Source organism: Lysinibacillus sp. FSL R7-0073, from assembly GCF_038009065.1.
In the GTDB taxonomy this organism is placed as follows: Bacteria; Bacillota; Bacilli; order Bacillales_A; family Planococcaceae; genus Lysinibacillus; species Lysinibacillus fusiformis.
In genome coordinates, this window is sequence record NZ_JBBPAS010000001.1 from 2,420,235 (window position 1) to 2,438,874 (window position 18,640).

An 18,640-nucleotide genomic window follows, 5' to 3' on the forward strand; every position below is an offset into this window, starting at 1 on the left:
CAAAATGGAGTTTTTGAAGTTGCTAAAATTCTGATGTATTGTTTTTAAGGGAGTTGAAAAAAGAAATTTTCAAATTGGGCAAATTACTGTTGCAATTCAAAACATTAAATCATAATATAATAATATAGTTATATATGTATTAATTCACCTTTCCTTAACGAGGTGATTTTATTTAAATTAATATATAAGCAAATGATTATATAAGGAGTGCAGATAAATGGAAAACACACTAATTGAAAAACAATTAAAAGCAGCAGCAGATTTAAATCGGATTAAATTACTTGCATGCATGAAAAATGGGGAGGTATGTGTATGTGATTTTGTGGATGTTCTCGGAATATCACAACCAGCTGTAAGTCAACATCTACGAAAATTAAAGGAGGCAGGCATTATTACAGAACGAAAAGTAGGTACTTGGAAACATTACCGTTTAGTAGAGGAGCAAACGCCACTGATGAAGGGCATTTTAGAACAAATTCAGCCTTTAAACGGGTGCAACTGTGGCGCAGATTGTTGCCATGTAGGAGGAAATGATAATGAATAATAAATCTTTAACCAAGCAGCTTTCATTTCTAGATCGTTACCTTACCTTATGGATATTTGTTGCTATGGGAATAGGGGTCTTATTAAGTGTCACTATGCCTAATATTGGTGAAGCTTTAGAGTCCATGTCTATTGGAACAACGTCCATTCCGATTGCTGTAGGGTTAATTGTCATGATGTACCCGCCATTAGCGAAGGTAAAGTATGAAGAAATGTGGAGAGTGTTTAAGGATTGGAAAGTGCTTTTACTATCGCTTTTTCAAAACTGGTTACTCGGACCGTTCTTAATGTTCTTTTTAGCCATCATTTTCCTGCACGATTATCCAGAATATATGGCTGGACTTATCATGATTGGTTTAGCTCGCTGTATTGCCATGGTCATTGTATGGAATGATTTAGCTCGTGGAGACCGTGAATATGTAGCTGGTTTAGTTGCCTTTAACTCTATCTTTCAAATCGTGACGTATTCAATTTTTGCATACTTTTTTTTAAATGTATTACCTGGTTGGTTTGGCTTAGAGAATTTCCATGTATCCATTTCCATGTGGGAGATTACAAAAAGTGTACTTATTTACTTAGGTATACCATTTGCTGCAGGATTCCTCACACGTTGGATAGGGATTAAAGCAAAAGGGAAACAGTGGTATGAGGAAAAGTTCTTACCGAAGATTTCACCGCTGACTCTAATTGCACTGTTGTTCACGATTGTGATGATGTTTGCTTTAAAAGGTGAGCAATTAGTAGAGCTGCCACTTGATGTAGTACGAATTGCTATTCCATTATTTATTTACTTTGTGGTGATGTTTGCTGTTTCATTCTTCTCTTCCCGTAAAGCTGGCGCATCTTATCCTGTCACAGCAGCTCTTTCTTTTACAGCTGCAAGTAACAACTTTGAGCTAGCCATTGCGGTTGCAGTTGGTGTGTTTGGCTTGCATAGTGGCGTTGCATTTGCTGCTGTTATTGGTCCACTTGTAGAAGTACCTGTTCTCATAGGTCTTGTATGGGTTGCCTTACGTTGGCAGAAAAAATACTTTAAAACAATTAAATTATAAGGAGCAATTACTATGACAAATACACTTTATTTCTTATGTACAGGAAACTCATGCCGAAGTCAAATGGCTGAAGGATGGGCAAAGAAATTACTACCTACCAATTGGACAGTTAAAAGTGCTGGTATTGAAGCACATGGCGTAAATCCGAATGCTATTAAAGCGATGGCTGAGGTAGATGTTGATATTTCAAATCATACATCCGATTTAATTGATATGGAGACATTAAACAACGCCACGTTAGTTGTCACGTTATGTGGGGATGCAACTGATAAATGCCCAATGACACCTCCTCACGTTCGTGGTGAGCATTGGGGATTTGAAGATCCAGCGAAAGCAACAGGTACAGATGAAGAAAAATGGACTGTATTTCAAAATGTACGTGATGCAATCGGCAAACGCATTGAGCAATTTGTAGCTGAGGATAATACTGTCTGTTAGCAATTATTCAATCAGTTGAATGGAGGATACAATATTGACAGTAAATCATGCTAGCGTATTAACTCAAGATTATTTTATCGCTTATTTAAAGTTAATTATGAATAGTAGAGAATACACATTGATACAGGCTAAAGAGTTTGCATTTGATTTCTTTTTTAAAGGAAATATGGATTGTTACGGCACTTCTACATGGTTACAATTTGAAAAAGCTATAAAAGAAATTGATAAAACAATGTGTGAAATTGAAATTTGTTAATTATAAAGTTTAAAACGTCTAGCTAACTGCTAGACGTAAAAAATACATTATATATAAGTAAATGATTATATAAAGAAAAAAAGGAGAAGTTAATGATGAAAACGCTAAAAGTAATCAACCAAAATGTTTCTTGTTGTACAACTACTAAGGATATTAAAGTACAGGAGAGTGGTAATAACTCCAATAAGAATTTACCAATTGTCATAATTGGCGCAGGTCCAATTGGATTAGCTGCAGCTGCTCATTTAGTGGAACAAAAGCAAGCATTTATTTTACTTGAGGCTGGGCGTGAAATAGCACACAATATTCGTACTTGGGGGCATGTTACATTATTCTCACCATGGCGATATAACATTAATAAAGCTGCTAAAGCTTTATTAGATGCCTCAGGTTGGGGAGAACCTAATTTAGATATGTTACCGACAGGACATGATTTAGTTGATCTTTATTTAAAGCCTTTGTCCGAGCTAATACAAATAAAGCCTCACATTCAATTGAACGCAAAAGTAGTAGGGGTTTCCCGACAATTGAATGATAAGATGAAGACAAAAAATCGAGTAGAACAATCCTTCATTATTTATTTTGAACAAGAGAATGACATCCGTATCATTGAGGCAAGAGCTGTTATTGACGCGACGGGTACATGGGGGAATCCAAACCCAGCAAATTCTACAGGTGTATGGCTACAAAATGAAAAGGCATTAGCAAATCACATTGAGTATGGTATCCCAGACATAAATACGAATACGAAGCGATATGCCAATAAGAAGATTGCAGTTATTGGTGGTGGCCATTCAGCTATCAATACATTATTGGCGCTTGCTGAATTACAAGAAAAGAATCCAGCAACAAAGCTAGTGTGGATTATGCGTAAAAAGTCTGTAGAAGAAGCCTATGGTGGCGAAGAAAAAGATGCATTAGCAGCACGTGGCGCACTCGGTGTTCGCATTCACGAATTAGTAGATACAGGTAAGGTTGAAGTAATAACTCCTTTCTATATCTCACATGTGAAGAAAGAAGAGAACATCCATATTGTTGGTACTATAAACGGAGAACAAAAAGTATTAACAGGATTTGAAGAGCTTATTGTCAATGCGGGAAATAGACCAGACCTATCAATTAACAGCGAATTACGCCTTTCGATTGATTCAGCAACAGAAAGTGTTCATGCATTAGCGCCATTAATCGATCCAAATGTCCATAGTTGTGGGACAGTAAGAGCGCATGGAGAAGAAATTCTACGCCAACCTGAAAAGGACTTCTATATAGTCGGAGCTAAAAGTTATGGACGCGCACCAACATTTTTAATGGCAACTGGCTACGAACAAGTTCGTTCAATAACAGCTTATTTATCAGATGATGAAGAAGCTTCAAAACGTATGGAATTGGAGTTACCTGAAACGGGTGTATGCGGTATAAATCTTGCTGATCCATCAAATTCATGTTGTTAAAAATTGGACTGTTAGCGAAAGCTAGCAGTCCTTTTAAAATACTAAAGGGGGAAATGAGATGGACACTCTAATTATTCGTAAAATGGAAAAGAAGGATTTAAAAGAGTGATTACGCAGCTGCAAAAAATATAAAATAGAATTTTAGGTTGAAGTACTTAATTGGAATTTCCACATATTTACTTATATCTAGAAAAGCTCGAGACAGGAACGGCGCATGATATTGAATTATTACAAAGTCCAATCATACATTTAATTATATGGATTAAATAATTATTTTCCAAAAAAACTATTGGGATTTAAGGGGATAGAATCTTCTTCAACTAATGATAAGTTAGTTAAAGAAGACATGTGCTTATTATCTTCCACAATCGGGCGCTTTTCTGAAACAATTTAAGCATCTTTATTCATGGAAAGGGCCATATTCTGGAACAAGGAAAAGCGTCTTTTTACGGATAAAAAAGATTGAGTTGAACGTCTTCTTTTGCAATAATTGGTATTAATCAATAAGTTAATTAATGCAATAAGATTCAATAGAAAAAATATAGGAGGGTCGCCCATGGATAAAAATGAATTAATATCACTATTTCACAAAGAACTTCGACAAGAGGCTCAAGTAAAAGGTTACAGAAGAGAGGAAACAGAGCATGTTGTGCGCCACATTTCACAGTTTGGTGCAAAAGGGTTCATTGTCTCATCTAATGTAAACGAAGGTGATGTAAGAGAAATTATTAAGAACGAGTTAAACTATTTTAGTAACATTGAGCAGGATTTTGAGTGGAAGGTGTATAACTACGACAAGCCTGATAGTTTAAAAGATATTCTTAAACAAGAAGGATTCACAATAGATGATCCTGAAGCATTAATGGTCATGAAGTTAGATAATCAGCACCCTTTGCTTAATAATGACCAACACTTTAATTTAAAGGAAATAACAGAAGAACAAGGCATTCAAGACATTATTGTTCTAGAAGATGCCATCTGGAATGTACCGCATGCTGAGCTGGGAGAAAGACTTTGGAGAGATAAACAGAATAATCCTGAATCCCTATACATTTATGGAATTTATGAAGATGGTCAGCTTGTAAGTGCTGCTTGGATGTACTTAGAAAAAAACTCCTCCTTTGCTAGCTTATGGGGAGGTTCAACGCTACCGTTGTTCCGAGGAAAAGGTTACTATACAGCACTTTTAGCTACTCGTGCAAAAAAGGCATATGAAAATGGGCATCCTTTCCTTACTGTTGACGCCAGTCCAATGAGTAGACCTATCCTAGAAAAGTGCGGTTTTCTATGTCTTGCATACTCTTATGGCTGCCAGTCACCTACTACAAAGTAGTAGGGCATCTTATATAAAACTAGCAAACAGAAGTTCATGTGTTATTCCGTTAAAGGGCGCTATTCTTGAACAACATAGCTGGAAAATAATCAACCTTTTTTATAAAAATCTTATACTTAAATAAAAGGAGTAACTCCATTTTGAACAATCTTTTTTCAAAATGGAGTTTTTGAAGTTGCTATTAGATAAGGATTGAAGGATATTTTTTAATCAATCTTTATTCCAAAACTACAGTAACATCGATAAAAAGGTAAAGATAAACAAATCCGGAACGAAAAGTAGGGACTCGGAAACTTTACCGTTTAGTAGAGAATCAAATGCCACTGATGAAGGGCATTTTAGAACAAATTCATCCTTTAAACAGGTGCAACTGTGCACAGATTGTTGCCATGTAGGCTACTACTGGCGAAAAAGTAACAAATCATAAATGGCTAACAGAAAGTGAGTTATCTTCTCCGTAAAAAATAAATCTAAGAGATGTTCGATGAGTCAATTTTGATAAATTGAACATCTTTTTTATATAAGAAATTCTAAAAATCCTCTTTAATTTTAATCCATAATTTCTCCATAATTGTTCGTTATATTCATTATTAATAATGTAATAATAACCGAGGAGGTATGGGAAATTAGAAAGAGGGGAATTATTTTCACTTTAGGATTATTAGCTGTTTTTTTAGAGGGTTGTACAAACGAAAATACAAACTCAAATAAAATAACAGTTTTAACAGTGGAATATTTTAGTGGAGAACCACTTAATGATTTATATGTGGAATTACTTGATGAAGAAGGAAAAGAAGTAGATTCAACAATTAGTTTTGATAACGGTGAGGCTGAATTTAATGATTTGCAACCTAATGAAACTTATACAGTAAAAGTAGGGAGTCCAAACAATTTTACAACAGGAATGTATTTAACAGAGAAAAAATTTACGTATACGTCATCTACACAATCAATATTAGTTCAAACATATGCAGTAAATCATAATAAAGGATTTGGAGTACCTGTAATTCTACAAAATCCTGAACTACCAAATGGGTGTGAAATAACTACTCTAACAGCAGTACTTAATTGCTATGGTGCAGAAACATCTAAATTAGAAATGGATCAAAATTATTTACCTAAACAATCGTTTGAATACAAAATGAAAAAAAGTATGGGCCAAATCCTGATCAAGCATATGGTGGCGAGCCAAGTAATCTAGAAACGAGTACATATGTTTTTGCCGAACCAATTGTCAAAGCAGCTAATAATTTTATCACAGAGAGAAAGTTAGATTTACATGCAAAAAATAGTAGTGGAAGTACAATAAAAGAAATAACATATTATATTAGACAGGGAATACCAGTTATTACATGGGTAACATTGGACCTCTCACCACCAAAGGTTAAAGGGGGATGGATTATTGAAGAAACAGGTGAGTACCATCAAATGTATCAAAATTTACATACAATGGTACTATTATCTGTGGGAAATAATACTGTGGAAGTAATGGATCCATGTAAGGGAATAATATCATTGGAAAAGGGAGCATTTTTTAATTGTTATGAAGCATTAGGTGAACAGGCAGTTGATATTTATTAACAAGAGTTGATGATATGCAAGTAATAGTTTAAAAAAGATAGAGTTTAATCATGGAAGAAAAATTACTTCAAGTACTTGAACAATCTGGATTATTTGCAATTTGGTTAGTTTAATGATAAATACTTTGGTTAGTATTATAGGTGTACTACCAAGTGTTTTTATTACAGCCACTAACCTTGTGTTTTTTGGAGTATTCAACGGGTTGCTAATTTCTATTATCGGTGAATCACTTGGTGCAGTTATTAGCTTTATTTTATATAGAAAAGGAATCAATAAATGGAAAAGACCATTCGTATTGCACCCTAAACTTTTAAAATTAAAGGAGTTGGAAGGATCTGATGCATTTTGGATAATTGTCAGTTTAAGGATTTTACCTTTTATGTCATCAGGTCTTGTGACTTTTACTAGTGCATTTTCTAAGGTGTCTTTAAGCACATTTGCGCTTGCTAGTACTATTGGAAAAATACCAGCTTTAATCTTCGAAGCAGGAGCAGTATATAGTTTTATGCAAGTAAATTTTATATGGAAAATTGTAATAAGTATCTTATTAATTTCAATTATCATTTTGATTTGGAAAGTTAAGAAATAAAAGAAGTTATATTAAAGTTTTCTTAGATAGAGTGGTTAATATTTGCCTCATTTAATTTCAAATCCATAAATTCTCCATATTTATTGGTTATAGTGCCTATGTAAAGAATAAAAGGAGGAAACATAATGAAATCTAAACTTTTGATTACTTCATTATTAGTAGGCGCTATTATAATAGGAGGATGTAGTGCGGGTAATTCGGAATCTAATAATAAATCAAATATGGACCATTCTAATATGTCTGGTATGGACCATTCCAATATGAGTGATGAAGAAATGAAAAACATGGAGGGTATGGATAATAAAGATAGTAGCATGGAAAATGGTCATGCGAGTCATAACAATCCATTAGCATTAAATAATTCAACTGGGGAAAATGAGCTTGCGCTTCCACCTATTCTTGAACCTAAAAATGGAATTGTTGATATTACTGCTCAACAAGGAACAACAGAAATCTTTAAGGGAACTAAAACAGAGACATATGGATATAATGGTTCCTTTTTAGGGCCAATCATTCGTATTAATAAAGATCAAACGGTAACGTTTAGAACAAAAAATGATTTATCTGAACTAACAACATTTCACTGGCATGGATTGGAAATTCCAGGTAATGGTGATGGTGGTCCACATCAAGTCTTAGAACCAGGTGTAACAGAAGATGTAAATTTTACAGTTAATCAAGGAGCATCTACGCTGTGGTTCCATCCACATCCAGAAGGTGCTACAGCAGAGCAAGTATATAAAGGTTTAGCTGGCTTAATTTATATTGATGATGAAAACTCGCAAAAAATCAATTTACCAAATGAGTATGGTGTGAATGATTTTCCGTTAGTATTCCAAGATAGACAATTTACTGAAGAAAAGCAATTAAATTATCAAGCAGTCCTTAATGAAGATGGTACAATAGGAGATACTTTATTAATTAATGGTACTTTGAATCCTAAACTTACTGTTGGTAAAGAAAAAGTAAGACTTCGATTATTAAACGGTTCTAATGCTCGTAATTATACTTTTAAATTGAATAATGGAGCTACATTCCAACAAATTGCTACTGATGGAGGTTTCTTAAATCAACCTACTGATATGAAAGAAATTACCTTAACACCAGGTGAGCGAGCAGAGGTAATAGTGGACTTTTCAAAAATGGATGACAAAACGGATATAGCATTAATAAATGAAGAAGGAACTACCCTTTTACCATTTAAAATTGAACAAAAAGCTGCAAGTACAAGTAACATTGCAGAAAAATTAAATGATTTTGGTGTTACTGAAGAGGAAAAAAACTTACCAGTTAAAAAGAATCTTGAACTATTTGGTATGGGAACAATGGTTTCAATAAATGGTTCACAGTTTGATATGAATCGTATTGATTTCACTCAAAAACAGGGAGAGACTGAAATTTGGGAAATATATAATAAACCTGATATGATGGGTGGAATGACACATCCTTTCCACATACATGGCACTCAATTTAAAATCGTATCGATTGATGGGAAAGAACCTCCTTTAAATTTAAGAGGGTGGAAGGATACTGTTTCAGTTGAAGCTGGTCAAACAGTTAAATTAGCAGTTAAGTTCAATAATAAGGGCATTTACATGTTCCATTGCCATGTCCTTGAACATGAAGAAAATGGTATGATGGGTCAAGTTGAAGTAAATTAATAATAGATACATGTTAGAAGCCTCCAAATACAATGGAGGTTTTTTTATGGGATATATTGATACTGAAAGTATACAGGAGGTTTACATGAGCTTATTTCTATAATTTTAGGGTTATTGGACAGAGCTTAAACAAAAAAACTGCTCACTCAATAGAAATAATCAACTTTTTCTAAAACCATAGGTGAATTATCTAATCGTTGCTCTAAGAGAGAGCCGGATTCTTTATTATTTGCCATCAATGACTACCTTGGAATTAAAGGAGCAGGTGAAATGATTGTGGCATTGAAACGAGTGCTTACCCTTCAGGTAATGAAAGATTGAAAAGCTGCCTTGCAATCCTTTCGCACTTTGCCAATCCCGAAATCCCCGAAATGGTTAATGCAAAGCTTGTTAATATGTGCGTTTATCTTAAAATGCTTGATGGATTAAATAATCTTGTTGAGGTTGGTGCGTCCGAAAGAGAAATAAAGTCCTTCAGAAGTACATTGAAAATCCTTTTACTTTAGGTATAGGCTAAAAAATAGCCATAGTAATGGGAGCTATTTAAAGAATACATATGCAATTGCGAATAAAACACTAACCCACCTAAACGAGAAGGTAGTAAATGTGCAACAAAAGATTTATTGTTTAAAACAAGTTTGAACATTTATAAAAAAGTTTGATTAAAAATCCTGTGTTGATATGCAGGATTTTTGTTGTTCAACAAACGGGCCAGATTGTGGAATAACAGTCTTTTAAGAAATGTTACCTAACGACGACGCTTGTGCAAAATAATATAGTTGTTAAAAAAACCTTATTCCACCAACGGAGCAGGTTAGTGGAAGTAATAGTAATTAGGTTTGACTGGGAAAATTGTCAATGATATTAAAAAAGACACCGAAGTGTCTTATGTTATTTCAAATAAGGATACCAATAAATTGAAATGTAATTCCTTAACATTATGCTTATAATGGGAGCGAGGCAATTATCGGTGAGTGTATAAAAACCATGTAATGCTTGCTGTTAATAATGCTGACGAAATCAAAGCTGTAAGAACGCTATATGTTTGCCAAATAAGTATCGTTGACCAATCGAAAGCACAGCATAGTATACCCAGGGCAATCGTAGCGATCAGGAAAATAACTGTTACGATTATTCTCTTTTTTGTCATTGGCTGCCGATCATTCATTTTCCTTTTTCGTAATCCTAAGAGAAATAGCAGAACTGCCAATAGGCACAGAATAATAGTGAAAGACGACAAAATGATATCCAAATACTGTGTGCCGCTTATTTCATATGACTGAGTTAGACTGCCGTCTAATATATCTTTAACTTTTAGTACCAGGTTTATATTGGTATTTGCGCCGTTGCTCAGTAAGCAGACGGCTGTTCGTTCATTTAGCAGTATAAGTACTTCGGTTCTGAAATTTGGATTGCCCCCTGTGTGTTCTATAATCGTTTGGTCGGCGTTTACCGACCAGCCTGCCGCATAATACATATCGTTGACAGACGAAACAGACATATCACCCCTATGTGATTTTTCAATAACCCTGTGAAATATTTCGGGTATGTTCTGCACGATACCCATCTGTATGCCCATCCAACGCGCCATATCTTTTGTATTAGAAATGATGTAGCCTGCGGGTTTATTCCCAGCATAATCCGGAGCTTTAAATGGAGCTGTCATAAAAAAGGAAGAACGGTAGCCCTGTGCCAACTGTCCAGTGGCTTGAGCATCTTTTTTATAAACATACGTCTGGTGAAGACCTAACGGCTGAAATACCTGTTCCTCCATAAAGTCTTCATAGCTTTGTCGTGACACGATCTCAATAACCAAACCCAATACGTCATAATTAACGGTTCCATAGTTATACTGTTCACCGGGAGGGAACTCCAATTCAGCATCTACGAGCATTTCCACAGTCTTCTGCAACATATCTGGTGTATTGCCTTGTGGAATATTTTGAATATGTCTACTATTTGTTAGACCACTTGTATGGTGAAGAAAGTTATTTAGTGTAAGGCTTTGCATTTCAACAGGTTTCCCTTGATACTTTAACGTAAACCAAGGTAAATATTTTTGGATAGGGTCAGTCATTGAGAGCAGCCCTTGCTCTTCCAACAGCATAATACCCATACCGGTAAAAGCTTTACTGACCGAGGCTAACTCATAGAGTGTATTTTCACTTGCAGACAACCCCTTTTCACGATCTGCATACCCTGAAGAAAAGTAGAACACTTCATCATCTGCAAGTATTGAGATTGACATTCCCGGCACACCTGATATACGAGAGGCATCATCTAGCAACGCTTGTATTGCCGCAGATTTCGAATCTGACAACGCATAACTTTGTGTTACGAATCCTGACAATAATATTAATATCGTTAATACAAAAACAATAATCTTTTTCATTAACTCACCTTTTCGAAAAATTATAAGAGAATAATATAAATAACCTACTTAAAACTAAATTTTAATTTAACTTTCTATTCACCTATATAATATCAAGTAATTGTGAAGAGTTACAATCGGGCCCGATTCTGTATTAAGAATGGTACTGCACCCCAAAAGTTAGAGTGAAAAACTAACTTTTGGGGTGATTTTTATGACTAAATATAGTGAAGAATTTAAATTGATGGTGGTTCAAGAATATTTAAGTGGGTCTATAGGATATCGAGCGATAGCGAAGAAATATGGTATAGGTGATTCTCCATTAAGGAGATGGGTACGTGCTTATAAAGAGTTTGGACGTAACGGCTTATTAGTTAAGAAAACGAAGCAGTTTTATTCTGTTCATTTTAAAATAGATGTATTAAACTTTATGAAACGAACAGGTGCTTCCTATCAAGATACTGCGATTCACTTTAACTTGAATGATCCAACTTTAGTTGCCAGTTGGTATCATCGGTTTTTAAAAGAAGGGATAGAGGGCCTGCAAAAAAATTCAAAGGGGCGCCCGTCTATGTCTAAGAAACAAAAGTCCACAGCGAATAACCAAGAAAAAACAATGTCACGTGAGGAGCAGCTAGAACGCGAAAATGAACTGCTTCGTTTAGAGGTGGCGTATTTAAAAAAGTTGAAGGCTTTTCGGGAGAATCAAGATGCCTTCCTCGAAAAGCACAAGCTGCCATCGCCTTCGAACTTAAACAAGAAGGATTTCGATTAAAAGATATTTTAAAACAAGTGGATATTCCAGAAGCGACGTATCATTATCATATTAAACTGATGGGGCAAAAGGATCCAGACATAGAGTGGAAAGTCTTGATTTTAGAGACTTTTGAAAAACATGAAGGTCGATATGGCTACCGCCGAATTCATGCGGAATTAAGAGTGCAAGGACATACAATTAATCATAAAAAGGTACAACGAATCATGAAAAACCTAGGGTTAAAATGTGTAAAATTCGTACGTAAATCACGCTATAAATCATACAAAGGAACAGTTGGGAAAGTCGCTAAAAACCTTTTGAATCGTAGATTCAGAACGTCATATGCCCTTCAAAAATTGGTGACTGATGTAACTGAATTTAAATGTACAGATGATGAAAAATTATATTTAAGTCCGATCATGGATTTATATAATGGTGAGATTATTGGGTTTAGTATGTCAAAACGGCCAAGCCTAGATTTTGTGTTAGATTCACTTAAACAAGCACTTCCAATTATTCTAAAGCGTGCTGAATATCGGACAACAATTCATTCCGATCAAGGATGGCACTATCAACACAATACGTGGGCGAAAACATTAAGGCAGAACAGGATTTTTCAAAGTATGTCTCGTAAAGCAACATGCGCAGACAATGCGGCCATGGAGAACTTCTTTAGCTTACTAAAACAGGAAATGTATTATGGAGAACAATTAATCTCTTATAAAGCATTACAAAAGAAAATAAATGATTATATCAATTATTATAATAATGTTCGTATTAAACAAAAACTGGCCAGCATGAGTCCGGTAAATTTCCGAAAACATGCCAGCCAATTAGCTGCATAATAAAAACTCTAACTTTAAGGGGTCACTACCAATCAGCGCTCGTTTTCGTTAAAGGGCCAGAATGTTTAGGAATGGTTCTATGCTACTAAATAATAAGTTAGATTTATATTTAAATTTAAGGTTACTATTTTATTAAAGGAAAGTTTCATAAGATAAACTTATGCTTATTAATAATTAATTTAAGATTTACTTATATATTTTTTGCTGTACTATTGGAAATATAAGGATTATAACTAAACCTTCCTGATAAAATAGTCTAAAGATGAAATGCGATAATAAAAAACTGTAAGACAAATTCAACTCGAAATAGAGGGCAAGGTGAAGCCCTTCATATCGACTTAGAAAGCAACAATTACGATTTATAAAGTGTACTAAGCAATGTTTTTGTTAAAAATTATATCTAGAAACACAGGGGGTAATTATGTCATTTATCATTGAACCAGTTGCTTTTGTAAACAATAATAGAAAAGAGATTTTGGATGATAATTGGGGATCAATTCTATCCGCAATTGAACTAGCAGAGAACATAGATGTATCTGCAATAAAAGGTATAGAAGAGTTTTCTCATTTAGAAATCGTTTTTTACTTTAATAAAGTAGAAGATAATAAAATTCAGTATGAAGCAAGGCATCCAAGAAACAATAAAGATTTTCCTTTGGTTGGGATATTTGCTCAACGAGGAAAAAACAGACCGAATAAATTAGGTATCACAATTGTAGAACTTATTGAGGTGAAAAATAGCCGATTAATTGTAAAAGGATTAGATGCTATTGATGGCACGCCAATAATTGATATAAAACCTGTAATGAATGAATTTTTACCTAAAGGAAATGTGAAACAACCTAATTGGTCCACAGTTTTAATGGAAAATTATTGGGGGTAATAAAAAACTCATATTTATAAAATTAGTATACCTGCCTTTATTATTGATCTACTTCAATTGCAGGATTTTAGTTGAAAAACCATCTTCAACAATCGGGCGCTTTTCTGTAATAAGAAGAGCGTCTTTATTTGTGGAAAGGGCCAATTAATTGAATAAAATACGATAATTAAATTGGACATGGAGATTGTGAAGAAAAGTACTTCAACTAACGAAGCAATTTAGTTGAAGAATCTTTGGTTCATACGGCAGTGATAATTGTAAAAGAGGCTTATTTTTGTTGACTAGCCTCTTGAATTATTGAAATTCTATCAAAGAACCTATTGATTATTACTATTGTCTGTATGCTCAATAATTTTCTTCTTCATTTTTTTTACTTCCGTTTGACTATAAAAATAAAATAACAGCCAAACAAATGCAAAAATTAATACATTGAAAAGCAACAACAGGATAGTTAATGTTATCGAAAATGTAGGAATCCATTTTAAAGAAAAGGCAACAACTATAAAGGTACCTATAGCTATAAAAAAATGATAAGCACTTTGTTGTAAGAATGTTAAACGTTCTATTCTATAGATGTAAGAAGGGAGTATACATGCAATTCCAACAATAATTGATCCTAATACTTGTTGAGGAAAAGTAGCCATAACAGCATCTAAAAATAACTCTCCTTTAAACCAATATCCAATAAGATTAACAATAACAAACACTGTACATCCCATACTTATACCGTATCCTAAACTCTTGAAAATGTTCATGTAACTATACCCCCAAACGCTCTTTAAAAGTTTTTTTATAATTACGAGAAATCACTTCTTTTATTCCTAAAATAAGCTCAATTTCCATTGTTCCATTAAAGGATGCTTCAATATTTCTGATTTTTCTAGGATTAATTATTGCTGATTTAGAAATCCGGATAAAATCATCACCTAGCTGCTGTTCTAACTCATATAAAGGTTTACTCATAATAAAACGATTACCATCGTCGCTATATAGTACTAATTCTTTTCCTTCTGTTCTAATAACAATTACAGTATGAGGTTCGATAATATGTACTTTATTGTTTGCAGTCCCTGTTAAAATTTGTTCATTTTCTTGTTGTAAGAGTGAGATTGCAGCCTGAATAGCTGGTGTTAATTTGGACACGCAGATTGTTATATATGGTTCATCGATTTGTGTATCAATTTTTATTTCTATCTTCATCTCTATCACCTCTCTCTAAAAATATAGCATAAATTACGATTCGAATAATGCAGGTTATATGTAATAAAAAGCATTTCACCTAACAATAAAGACATGTTACTCGTAAAGTATTGTTGCTAAACTTTTATGTCGTTATATTTGGCTTTAACAAAAGTAACTTAAGAATATAACTCAAGGAGGCAGCTAGTATGAACGAGGTAACAACGCTAAAAGACCGAATTAAAACGGGATGGATATTAATAAGCATATCAAGTATGCTTACAATAAGTGTTATTTATTGGTATATAAATAATCCTAAGAGGTTTATTGAGAATGGATTGGGATATTCACCGGAAATGTTACTTAATTTACCTATGTGGTTTTTCACTTTATTAATTGTTATAGGGTATATTTCCTATACGATGTTTGCAATACCATTTGTGAAAAGAAATTTATTAACATTTTCTTGGCTTAAATTAATTGGTATATGGGCCGCTATTGTAAGTGGAATAGTAGAAGAAGTTGTATTTAGACATCTGCTCATGGATTATCTATTATCTATTGGATTTCCATATCTTTCACAAGTGTTAATCTCAGGAATTACGTTTGGGATTGTTCATGGTGCATGGGTATTATTGCGAGGAGAGTTAAAAATTGCACTTCCAGCCATTCTTTCAACTACGATCTTAGGTTGTCTTCTTGCTATGCTCTATATTTATACTGGAAGGAGCACTCTTGCACCAATTATAGCTCATGTTTTAATCAATATGGTAATAGAGCCATGGTTAATGTTATCTGCCATTTCAGGGATATGGCAAATAAATAAAAGTTTAAAGTAATAATTGAAGGGGATGCTGAATAATTTCACCTCTAAATCAAATAACTCTATGGGTAAAAGGCTAGTTAATATACCACCGTAAGCAAATTTGATTTTTTTCAGAACCTATGAGAAAGTAAGGTTCACCGTCTTTCATCGATGAGCTCAGTTGTATAATCTAAGTTCTTCAACTAACGGGGCGCTTTAGTCGGATAAGGATCTTCAACAATCGGGCGCGAATGGGTAGTGACCCCTTAAAGTTAGAGTTTTTATTATGCAGCTAATTGGCTGGCATGTTTTCGGAAATTTACCGGACTCATGCTGGCCAGTTTTTGTTTAATACGAACATTATTATAATAATTGATATAATCATTTATTTTCTTTTGTAATGCTTTATAAGAGATTAATTGTTCTCCATAATACATTTCCTGTTTTAGTAAGCTAAAGAAGTTCTCCATGGCCGCATTGTCTGCGCATGTTGCTTTACGAGACATACTTTGAAAAATCCTGTTCTGCCTTAATGTTTTCGCCCACGTATTGTGTTGATAGTGCCATCCTTGATCGGAATGAATTGTTGTCCGATATTCAGCACGCTTTAGAATAATTGGAAGTGCTTGTTTAAGTGAATCTAACACAAAATCTAGGCTTGGCCGTTTTGACATACTAAACCCAATAATCTCACCATTATATAAATCCATGATCGGACTTAAATATAATTTTTCATCATCTGTACATTTAAATTCAGTTACATCAGTCACCAATTTTTGAAGGGCATATGACGTTCTGAATCTACGATTCAAAAGGTTTTTAGCGACTTTCCCAACTGTTCCTTTGTATGATTTATAGCGTGATTTACGTACGAATTTTACACATTTTAACCCTAGGTTTTTCATGATTCGTTGTACCTTTTTATGATTAATTGTATGTCCTTGCACTCTTAATTCCGCATGAATTCGGCGGTAGCCATATCGACCTTCATGTTTTTCAAAAGTCTCTAAAATCAAGACTTTCCACTCTATGTCTGGATCCTTTTGCCCCATCAGTTTAATATGATAATGATACGTCGCTTCTGGAATATCCACTTGTTTTAAAATATCTTTTAATCGAAATCCTTCTTGTTTAAGTTCGAAGGCGATGGCAGCTTGTGCTTTTCGAGGAAGGCATCTTGATTCTCCCGAAAAGCCTTCAACTTTTTTAAATACGCCACCTCTAAACGAAGCAGTTCATTTTCGCGTTCTAGCTGCTCCTCACGTGACATTGTTTTTTCTTGGTTATTCGCTGTGGACTTTTGTTTCTTAGACATAGACGGGCGCCCCTTTGAATTTTTTTGCAGGCCCTCTATCCCTTCTTTTAAAAACCGATGATACCAACTGGCAACTAAAGTTGGATCATTCAAGTTAAAGTGAATCGCAGTATCTTGATAGGAAGCACCTGTTCGTTTCATAAAGTTTAATACATCTATTTTAAAATGAACAGAATAAAACTGCTTCGTTTTCTTAACTAATAAGCCGTTACGTCCAAACTCTTTATAAGCACGTACCCATCTCCTTAATGGAGAATCACCTATACCATATTTCTTCGCTATCGCTCGATATCCTATAGACCCACTTAAATATTCTTGAACCACCATCAATTTAAATTCTTCACTATATTTAGTCATAAAAATCACCCCAAAAGTTAGTTTTTCACTCTAACTTTTGGGGTGCAGTACCATGTGAAAGATCACAGGAATAAAATGATCAAACCTTTTTATCAAAGATGTGTACCAAATACATTAAGAAAGTGGTATGGTACAGACGGTTCATCCAAACAATTAACTTTCAATAAGCTTGGTGATGGACTAGCTTTACATTTGGTGGAGTAGGTTTCAGCCAGAATAATCAGATATCAGACCCTGATCGCATTTGATTGGGGTTTTATTTATATATTCTGTATATGCCTCCTAGCTCTTCCATAGTTGAATAAGGCTATTCAACTATCGGGCGCATTTCTTTAATAAGGAATGCGCCTTCTTCCATTAAAGGGCATATAATTGAACACCACTTTTAAAAGATCTGGATATTTATGTTAACATATAGGTCAGATTGGGAAGAATGACACTTTAACTAACGGTGCAGGTTATGGGGTGCTTTACTTGAAGTGAATTGAGCTGCTTGGGTAGCTCTTTTTTCTTATTGAACTAACGAGGCAGTTTAGTTGAATAAGAATTTATAGTTAAATATTACATAATAGAAGTTTGGAGGTATTTTATGGAATAACTCATTTATGCTTTGTTTGGATTTTTAATTTGTATGTGTATTGGTTCGATACTTAATATATTGCTTAAGACGACTCAAAAACGAGATTGGCTTATCACATTCTTTGTAAAGTAATGAACAAACCAAATAAATTTTAAATAGAAATATTTAAAAATTGATGAAGAAACATCCGAGTGAAACAGCAATGAAAATTATGGCAAATACTAAACTATTCCACAGGCCTAGCATAATAAAAGGAGAAGTACTTTTATCTCCGTCTTTCTTGATGCCTGTGAATGTTCGCCAGGTTATTATTAGCTGCCAAATACCTATCAATAAAAAAATGAATCCAAATAAATATCTTATATAATTACCTCCTTTATATAAAAATACCATGTTTGGAAAGAGTTATCAATACAATTGGAATATAATGAAAAAATGTTTTATATTGTTAATTGTGAAATAAGTTTAGGTTTAGCAATAATAGTAGTACCACTATTAAATTTATCCACTGCAATTTTTTTTTGGATGAAGACTAACAGATGTTTATTAAGCTAACGGGTGCTTATCTTCAATAAGGTACTCAACAGTCGGGCGCGATTATTGAACAACATAGCTGGAAAATGAGCAAACTTTTTATAAAAATC

20 protein-coding genes are annotated in these 18,640 nt (G+C 34.0%); 15 read left to right on the forward strand and 5 right to left on the reverse strand.

Features of this window, described 5'->3' with window-relative positions; genetic code table 11:
* The first annotated feature begins 217 nt into the window (after window positions 1-217).
* The 10 genes from MKY88_RS11950 to MKY88_RS11995 all read left to right on the forward strand — a co-directional run bounded on the left by MKY88_RS11950 (window position 218) and on the right by MKY88_RS11995 (window position 8,904).
* Window positions 218-544 (forward strand): ArsR/SmtB family transcription factor, encoded by a 327-nt coding sequence (locus MKY88_RS11950; protein ID WP_328200788.1) that lies wholly within the window; start codon window positions 218-220, stop codon window positions 542-544.
* Window positions 537-1,595: an ACR3 family arsenite efflux transporter gene (gene arsB / locus MKY88_RS11955; RefSeq protein WP_328200787.1), complete on the forward strand. Its 1,059-nt coding sequence runs from the start codon at window positions 537-539 to the stop codon at window positions 1,593-1,595. The genes MKY88_RS11950 and arsB overlap by 8 nt, the downstream gene beginning before the upstream one ends.
* A 12-nt stretch (window positions 1,596-1,607) precedes the next feature.
* On the forward strand, window positions 1,608-2,033 hold the full coding sequence (gene arsC / locus MKY88_RS11960; protein ID WP_340813719.1) for an arsenate reductase (thioredoxin): 426 nt from the start codon (window positions 1,608-1,610) through the stop codon (window positions 2,031-2,033).
* A 34-nt stretch (window positions 2,034-2,067) separates the two neighbouring features.
* The gene (locus MKY88_RS11965) at window positions 2,068-2,289 is read left to right on the forward strand and encodes a hypothetical protein (protein WP_328200785.1); all 222 of its coding nucleotides are present in this window, start codon (window positions 2,068-2,070) and stop codon (window positions 2,287-2,289) included.
* A gap of 95 nt (window positions 2,290-2,384) precedes the next feature.
* Window positions 2,385-3,740 carry an NAD(P)-binding domain-containing protein gene (locus tag MKY88_RS11970; protein ID WP_328201060.1) on the forward strand — a complete coding sequence of 452 codons (1,356 nt, stop codon included), beginning with the start codon at window positions 2,385-2,387 and terminating at the stop codon, window positions 3,738-3,740.
* Between the two features lie 556 nt (window positions 3,741-4,296).
* The gene (locus MKY88_RS11975) at window positions 4,297-5,073 is read left to right on the forward strand and encodes a GNAT family N-acetyltransferase (protein WP_340813721.1); all 777 of its coding nucleotides are present in this window, start codon (window positions 4,297-4,299) and stop codon (window positions 5,071-5,073) included.
* A 727-nt stretch (window positions 5,074-5,800) separates the two neighbouring features.
* Entirely contained in the window at window positions 5,801-6,274 is a 474-nt protein-coding gene (locus tag MKY88_RS11980; protein ID WP_340813722.1) for a C39 family peptidase, read from the forward strand.
* The gene (locus tag MKY88_RS11985; protein WP_340814827.1) at window positions 6,208-6,654 is read left to right on the forward strand and encodes a C39 family peptidase; all 447 of its coding nucleotides are present in this window, start codon (window positions 6,208-6,210) and stop codon (window positions 6,652-6,654) included. The genes MKY88_RS11980 and MKY88_RS11985 overlap by 67 nt, the downstream gene beginning before the upstream one ends.
* A 100-nt stretch (window positions 6,655-6,754) precedes the next feature.
* Complete coding sequence (locus MKY88_RS11990) at window positions 6,755-7,243, forward strand: TVP38/TMEM64 family protein (RefSeq protein ID WP_340813723.1); 489 nt, start codon at window positions 6,755-6,757, stop codon at window positions 7,241-7,243.
* Window positions 7,244-7,368: 125 nt separating this feature from the next.
* A complete protein-coding gene (locus MKY88_RS11995) occupies window positions 7,369-8,904 on the forward strand; it encodes a multicopper oxidase family protein (RefSeq protein ID WP_340813724.1) in 1,536 nt (511 codons plus the stop codon).
* Between the two features lie 964 nt (window positions 8,905-9,868).
* Here MKY88_RS11995 and MKY88_RS12000 read toward each other — a convergent pair.
* Window positions 9,869-11,296, reverse strand: a complete 1,428-nt coding sequence (locus tag MKY88_RS12000) for a serine hydrolase domain-containing protein (RefSeq protein ID WP_340813725.1) — start codon at window positions 11,294-11,296, stop codon at window positions 9,869-9,871.
* Window positions 11,297-11,489: 193 nt separating this feature from the next.
* Here MKY88_RS12000 and MKY88_RS12005 point away from each other — a divergent pair, with 193 nt between their 5' ends.
* The 3 genes from MKY88_RS12005 to MKY88_RS12015 all read left to right on the forward strand — a co-directional run bounded on the left by MKY88_RS12005 (window position 11,490) and on the right by MKY88_RS12015 (window position 13,760).
* The gene (locus MKY88_RS12005; protein ID WP_036223000.1) at window positions 11,490-12,050 is read left to right on the forward strand and encodes a helix-turn-helix domain-containing protein; all 561 of its coding nucleotides are present in this window, start codon (window positions 11,490-11,492) and stop codon (window positions 12,048-12,050) included.
* Window positions 12,014-12,877: an IS3 family transposase gene (locus tag MKY88_RS12010; protein WP_340814809.1), complete on the forward strand. Its 864-nt coding sequence runs from the start codon at window positions 12,014-12,016 to the stop codon at window positions 12,875-12,877. The genes MKY88_RS12005 and MKY88_RS12010 overlap by 37 nt, the downstream gene beginning before the upstream one ends.
* A gap of 421 nt (window positions 12,878-13,298) precedes the next feature.
* Window positions 13,299-13,760 (forward strand): SAM-dependent methyltransferase, encoded by a 462-nt coding sequence (locus MKY88_RS12015; protein WP_258270162.1) that lies wholly within the window; start codon window positions 13,299-13,301, stop codon window positions 13,758-13,760.
* A 317-nt stretch (window positions 13,761-14,077) separates the two neighbouring features.
* On the opposite strand, the gene MKY88_RS12020 is transcribed toward MKY88_RS12015, so the two are convergent.
* Both MKY88_RS12020 and MKY88_RS12025 read right to left on the reverse strand, forming a co-directional pair.
* Window positions 14,078-14,515 (reverse strand): DUF3021 domain-containing protein, encoded by a 438-nt coding sequence (locus MKY88_RS12020; RefSeq protein ID WP_340813726.1) that lies wholly within the window; start codon window positions 14,513-14,515, stop codon window positions 14,078-14,080.
* Window positions 14,516-14,519: 4 nt separating this feature from the next.
* On the reverse strand, window positions 14,520-14,960 hold the full coding sequence (locus MKY88_RS12025) for a LytTR family DNA-binding domain-containing protein (RefSeq protein WP_340813727.1): 441 nt from the start codon (window positions 14,958-14,960) through the stop codon (window positions 14,520-14,522).
* 188 nt (window positions 14,961-15,148) lie between these two features.
* On the opposite strand from MKY88_RS12025, the gene MKY88_RS12030 reads away from it, so the two are divergent.
* Window positions 15,149-15,778: a CPBP family intramembrane glutamic endopeptidase gene (locus MKY88_RS12030; protein WP_340813728.1), complete on the forward strand. Its 630-nt coding sequence runs from the start codon at window positions 15,149-15,151 to the stop codon at window positions 15,776-15,778.
* Window positions 15,779-16,028: 250 nt separating this feature from the next.
* Here the strand turns inward: MKY88_RS12030 and MKY88_RS12035 are convergent, their stop codons facing one another.
* Window positions 16,029-16,892 (reverse strand): IS3 family transposase, encoded by an 864-nt coding sequence (locus tag MKY88_RS12035; protein WP_340814809.1) that lies wholly within the window; start codon window positions 16,890-16,892, stop codon window positions 16,029-16,031.
* Window positions 16,856-17,416, reverse strand: coding sequence for a helix-turn-helix domain-containing protein (locus tag MKY88_RS12040; protein ID WP_036223000.1), 561 nt, complete (start codon window positions 17,414-17,416; stop codon window positions 16,856-16,858). The genes MKY88_RS12035 and MKY88_RS12040 overlap by 37 nt, the downstream gene beginning before the upstream one ends.
* Window positions 17,417-17,470: 54 nt before the next feature.
* Here MKY88_RS12040 and MKY88_RS12045 point away from each other — a divergent pair, with 54 nt between their 5' ends.
* Complete coding sequence (locus MKY88_RS12045; protein WP_340813729.1) at window positions 17,471-17,620, forward strand: hypothetical protein; 150 nt, start codon at window positions 17,471-17,473, stop codon at window positions 17,618-17,620.
* Window positions 17,621-18,640 lie beyond the last annotated feature (1,020 nt).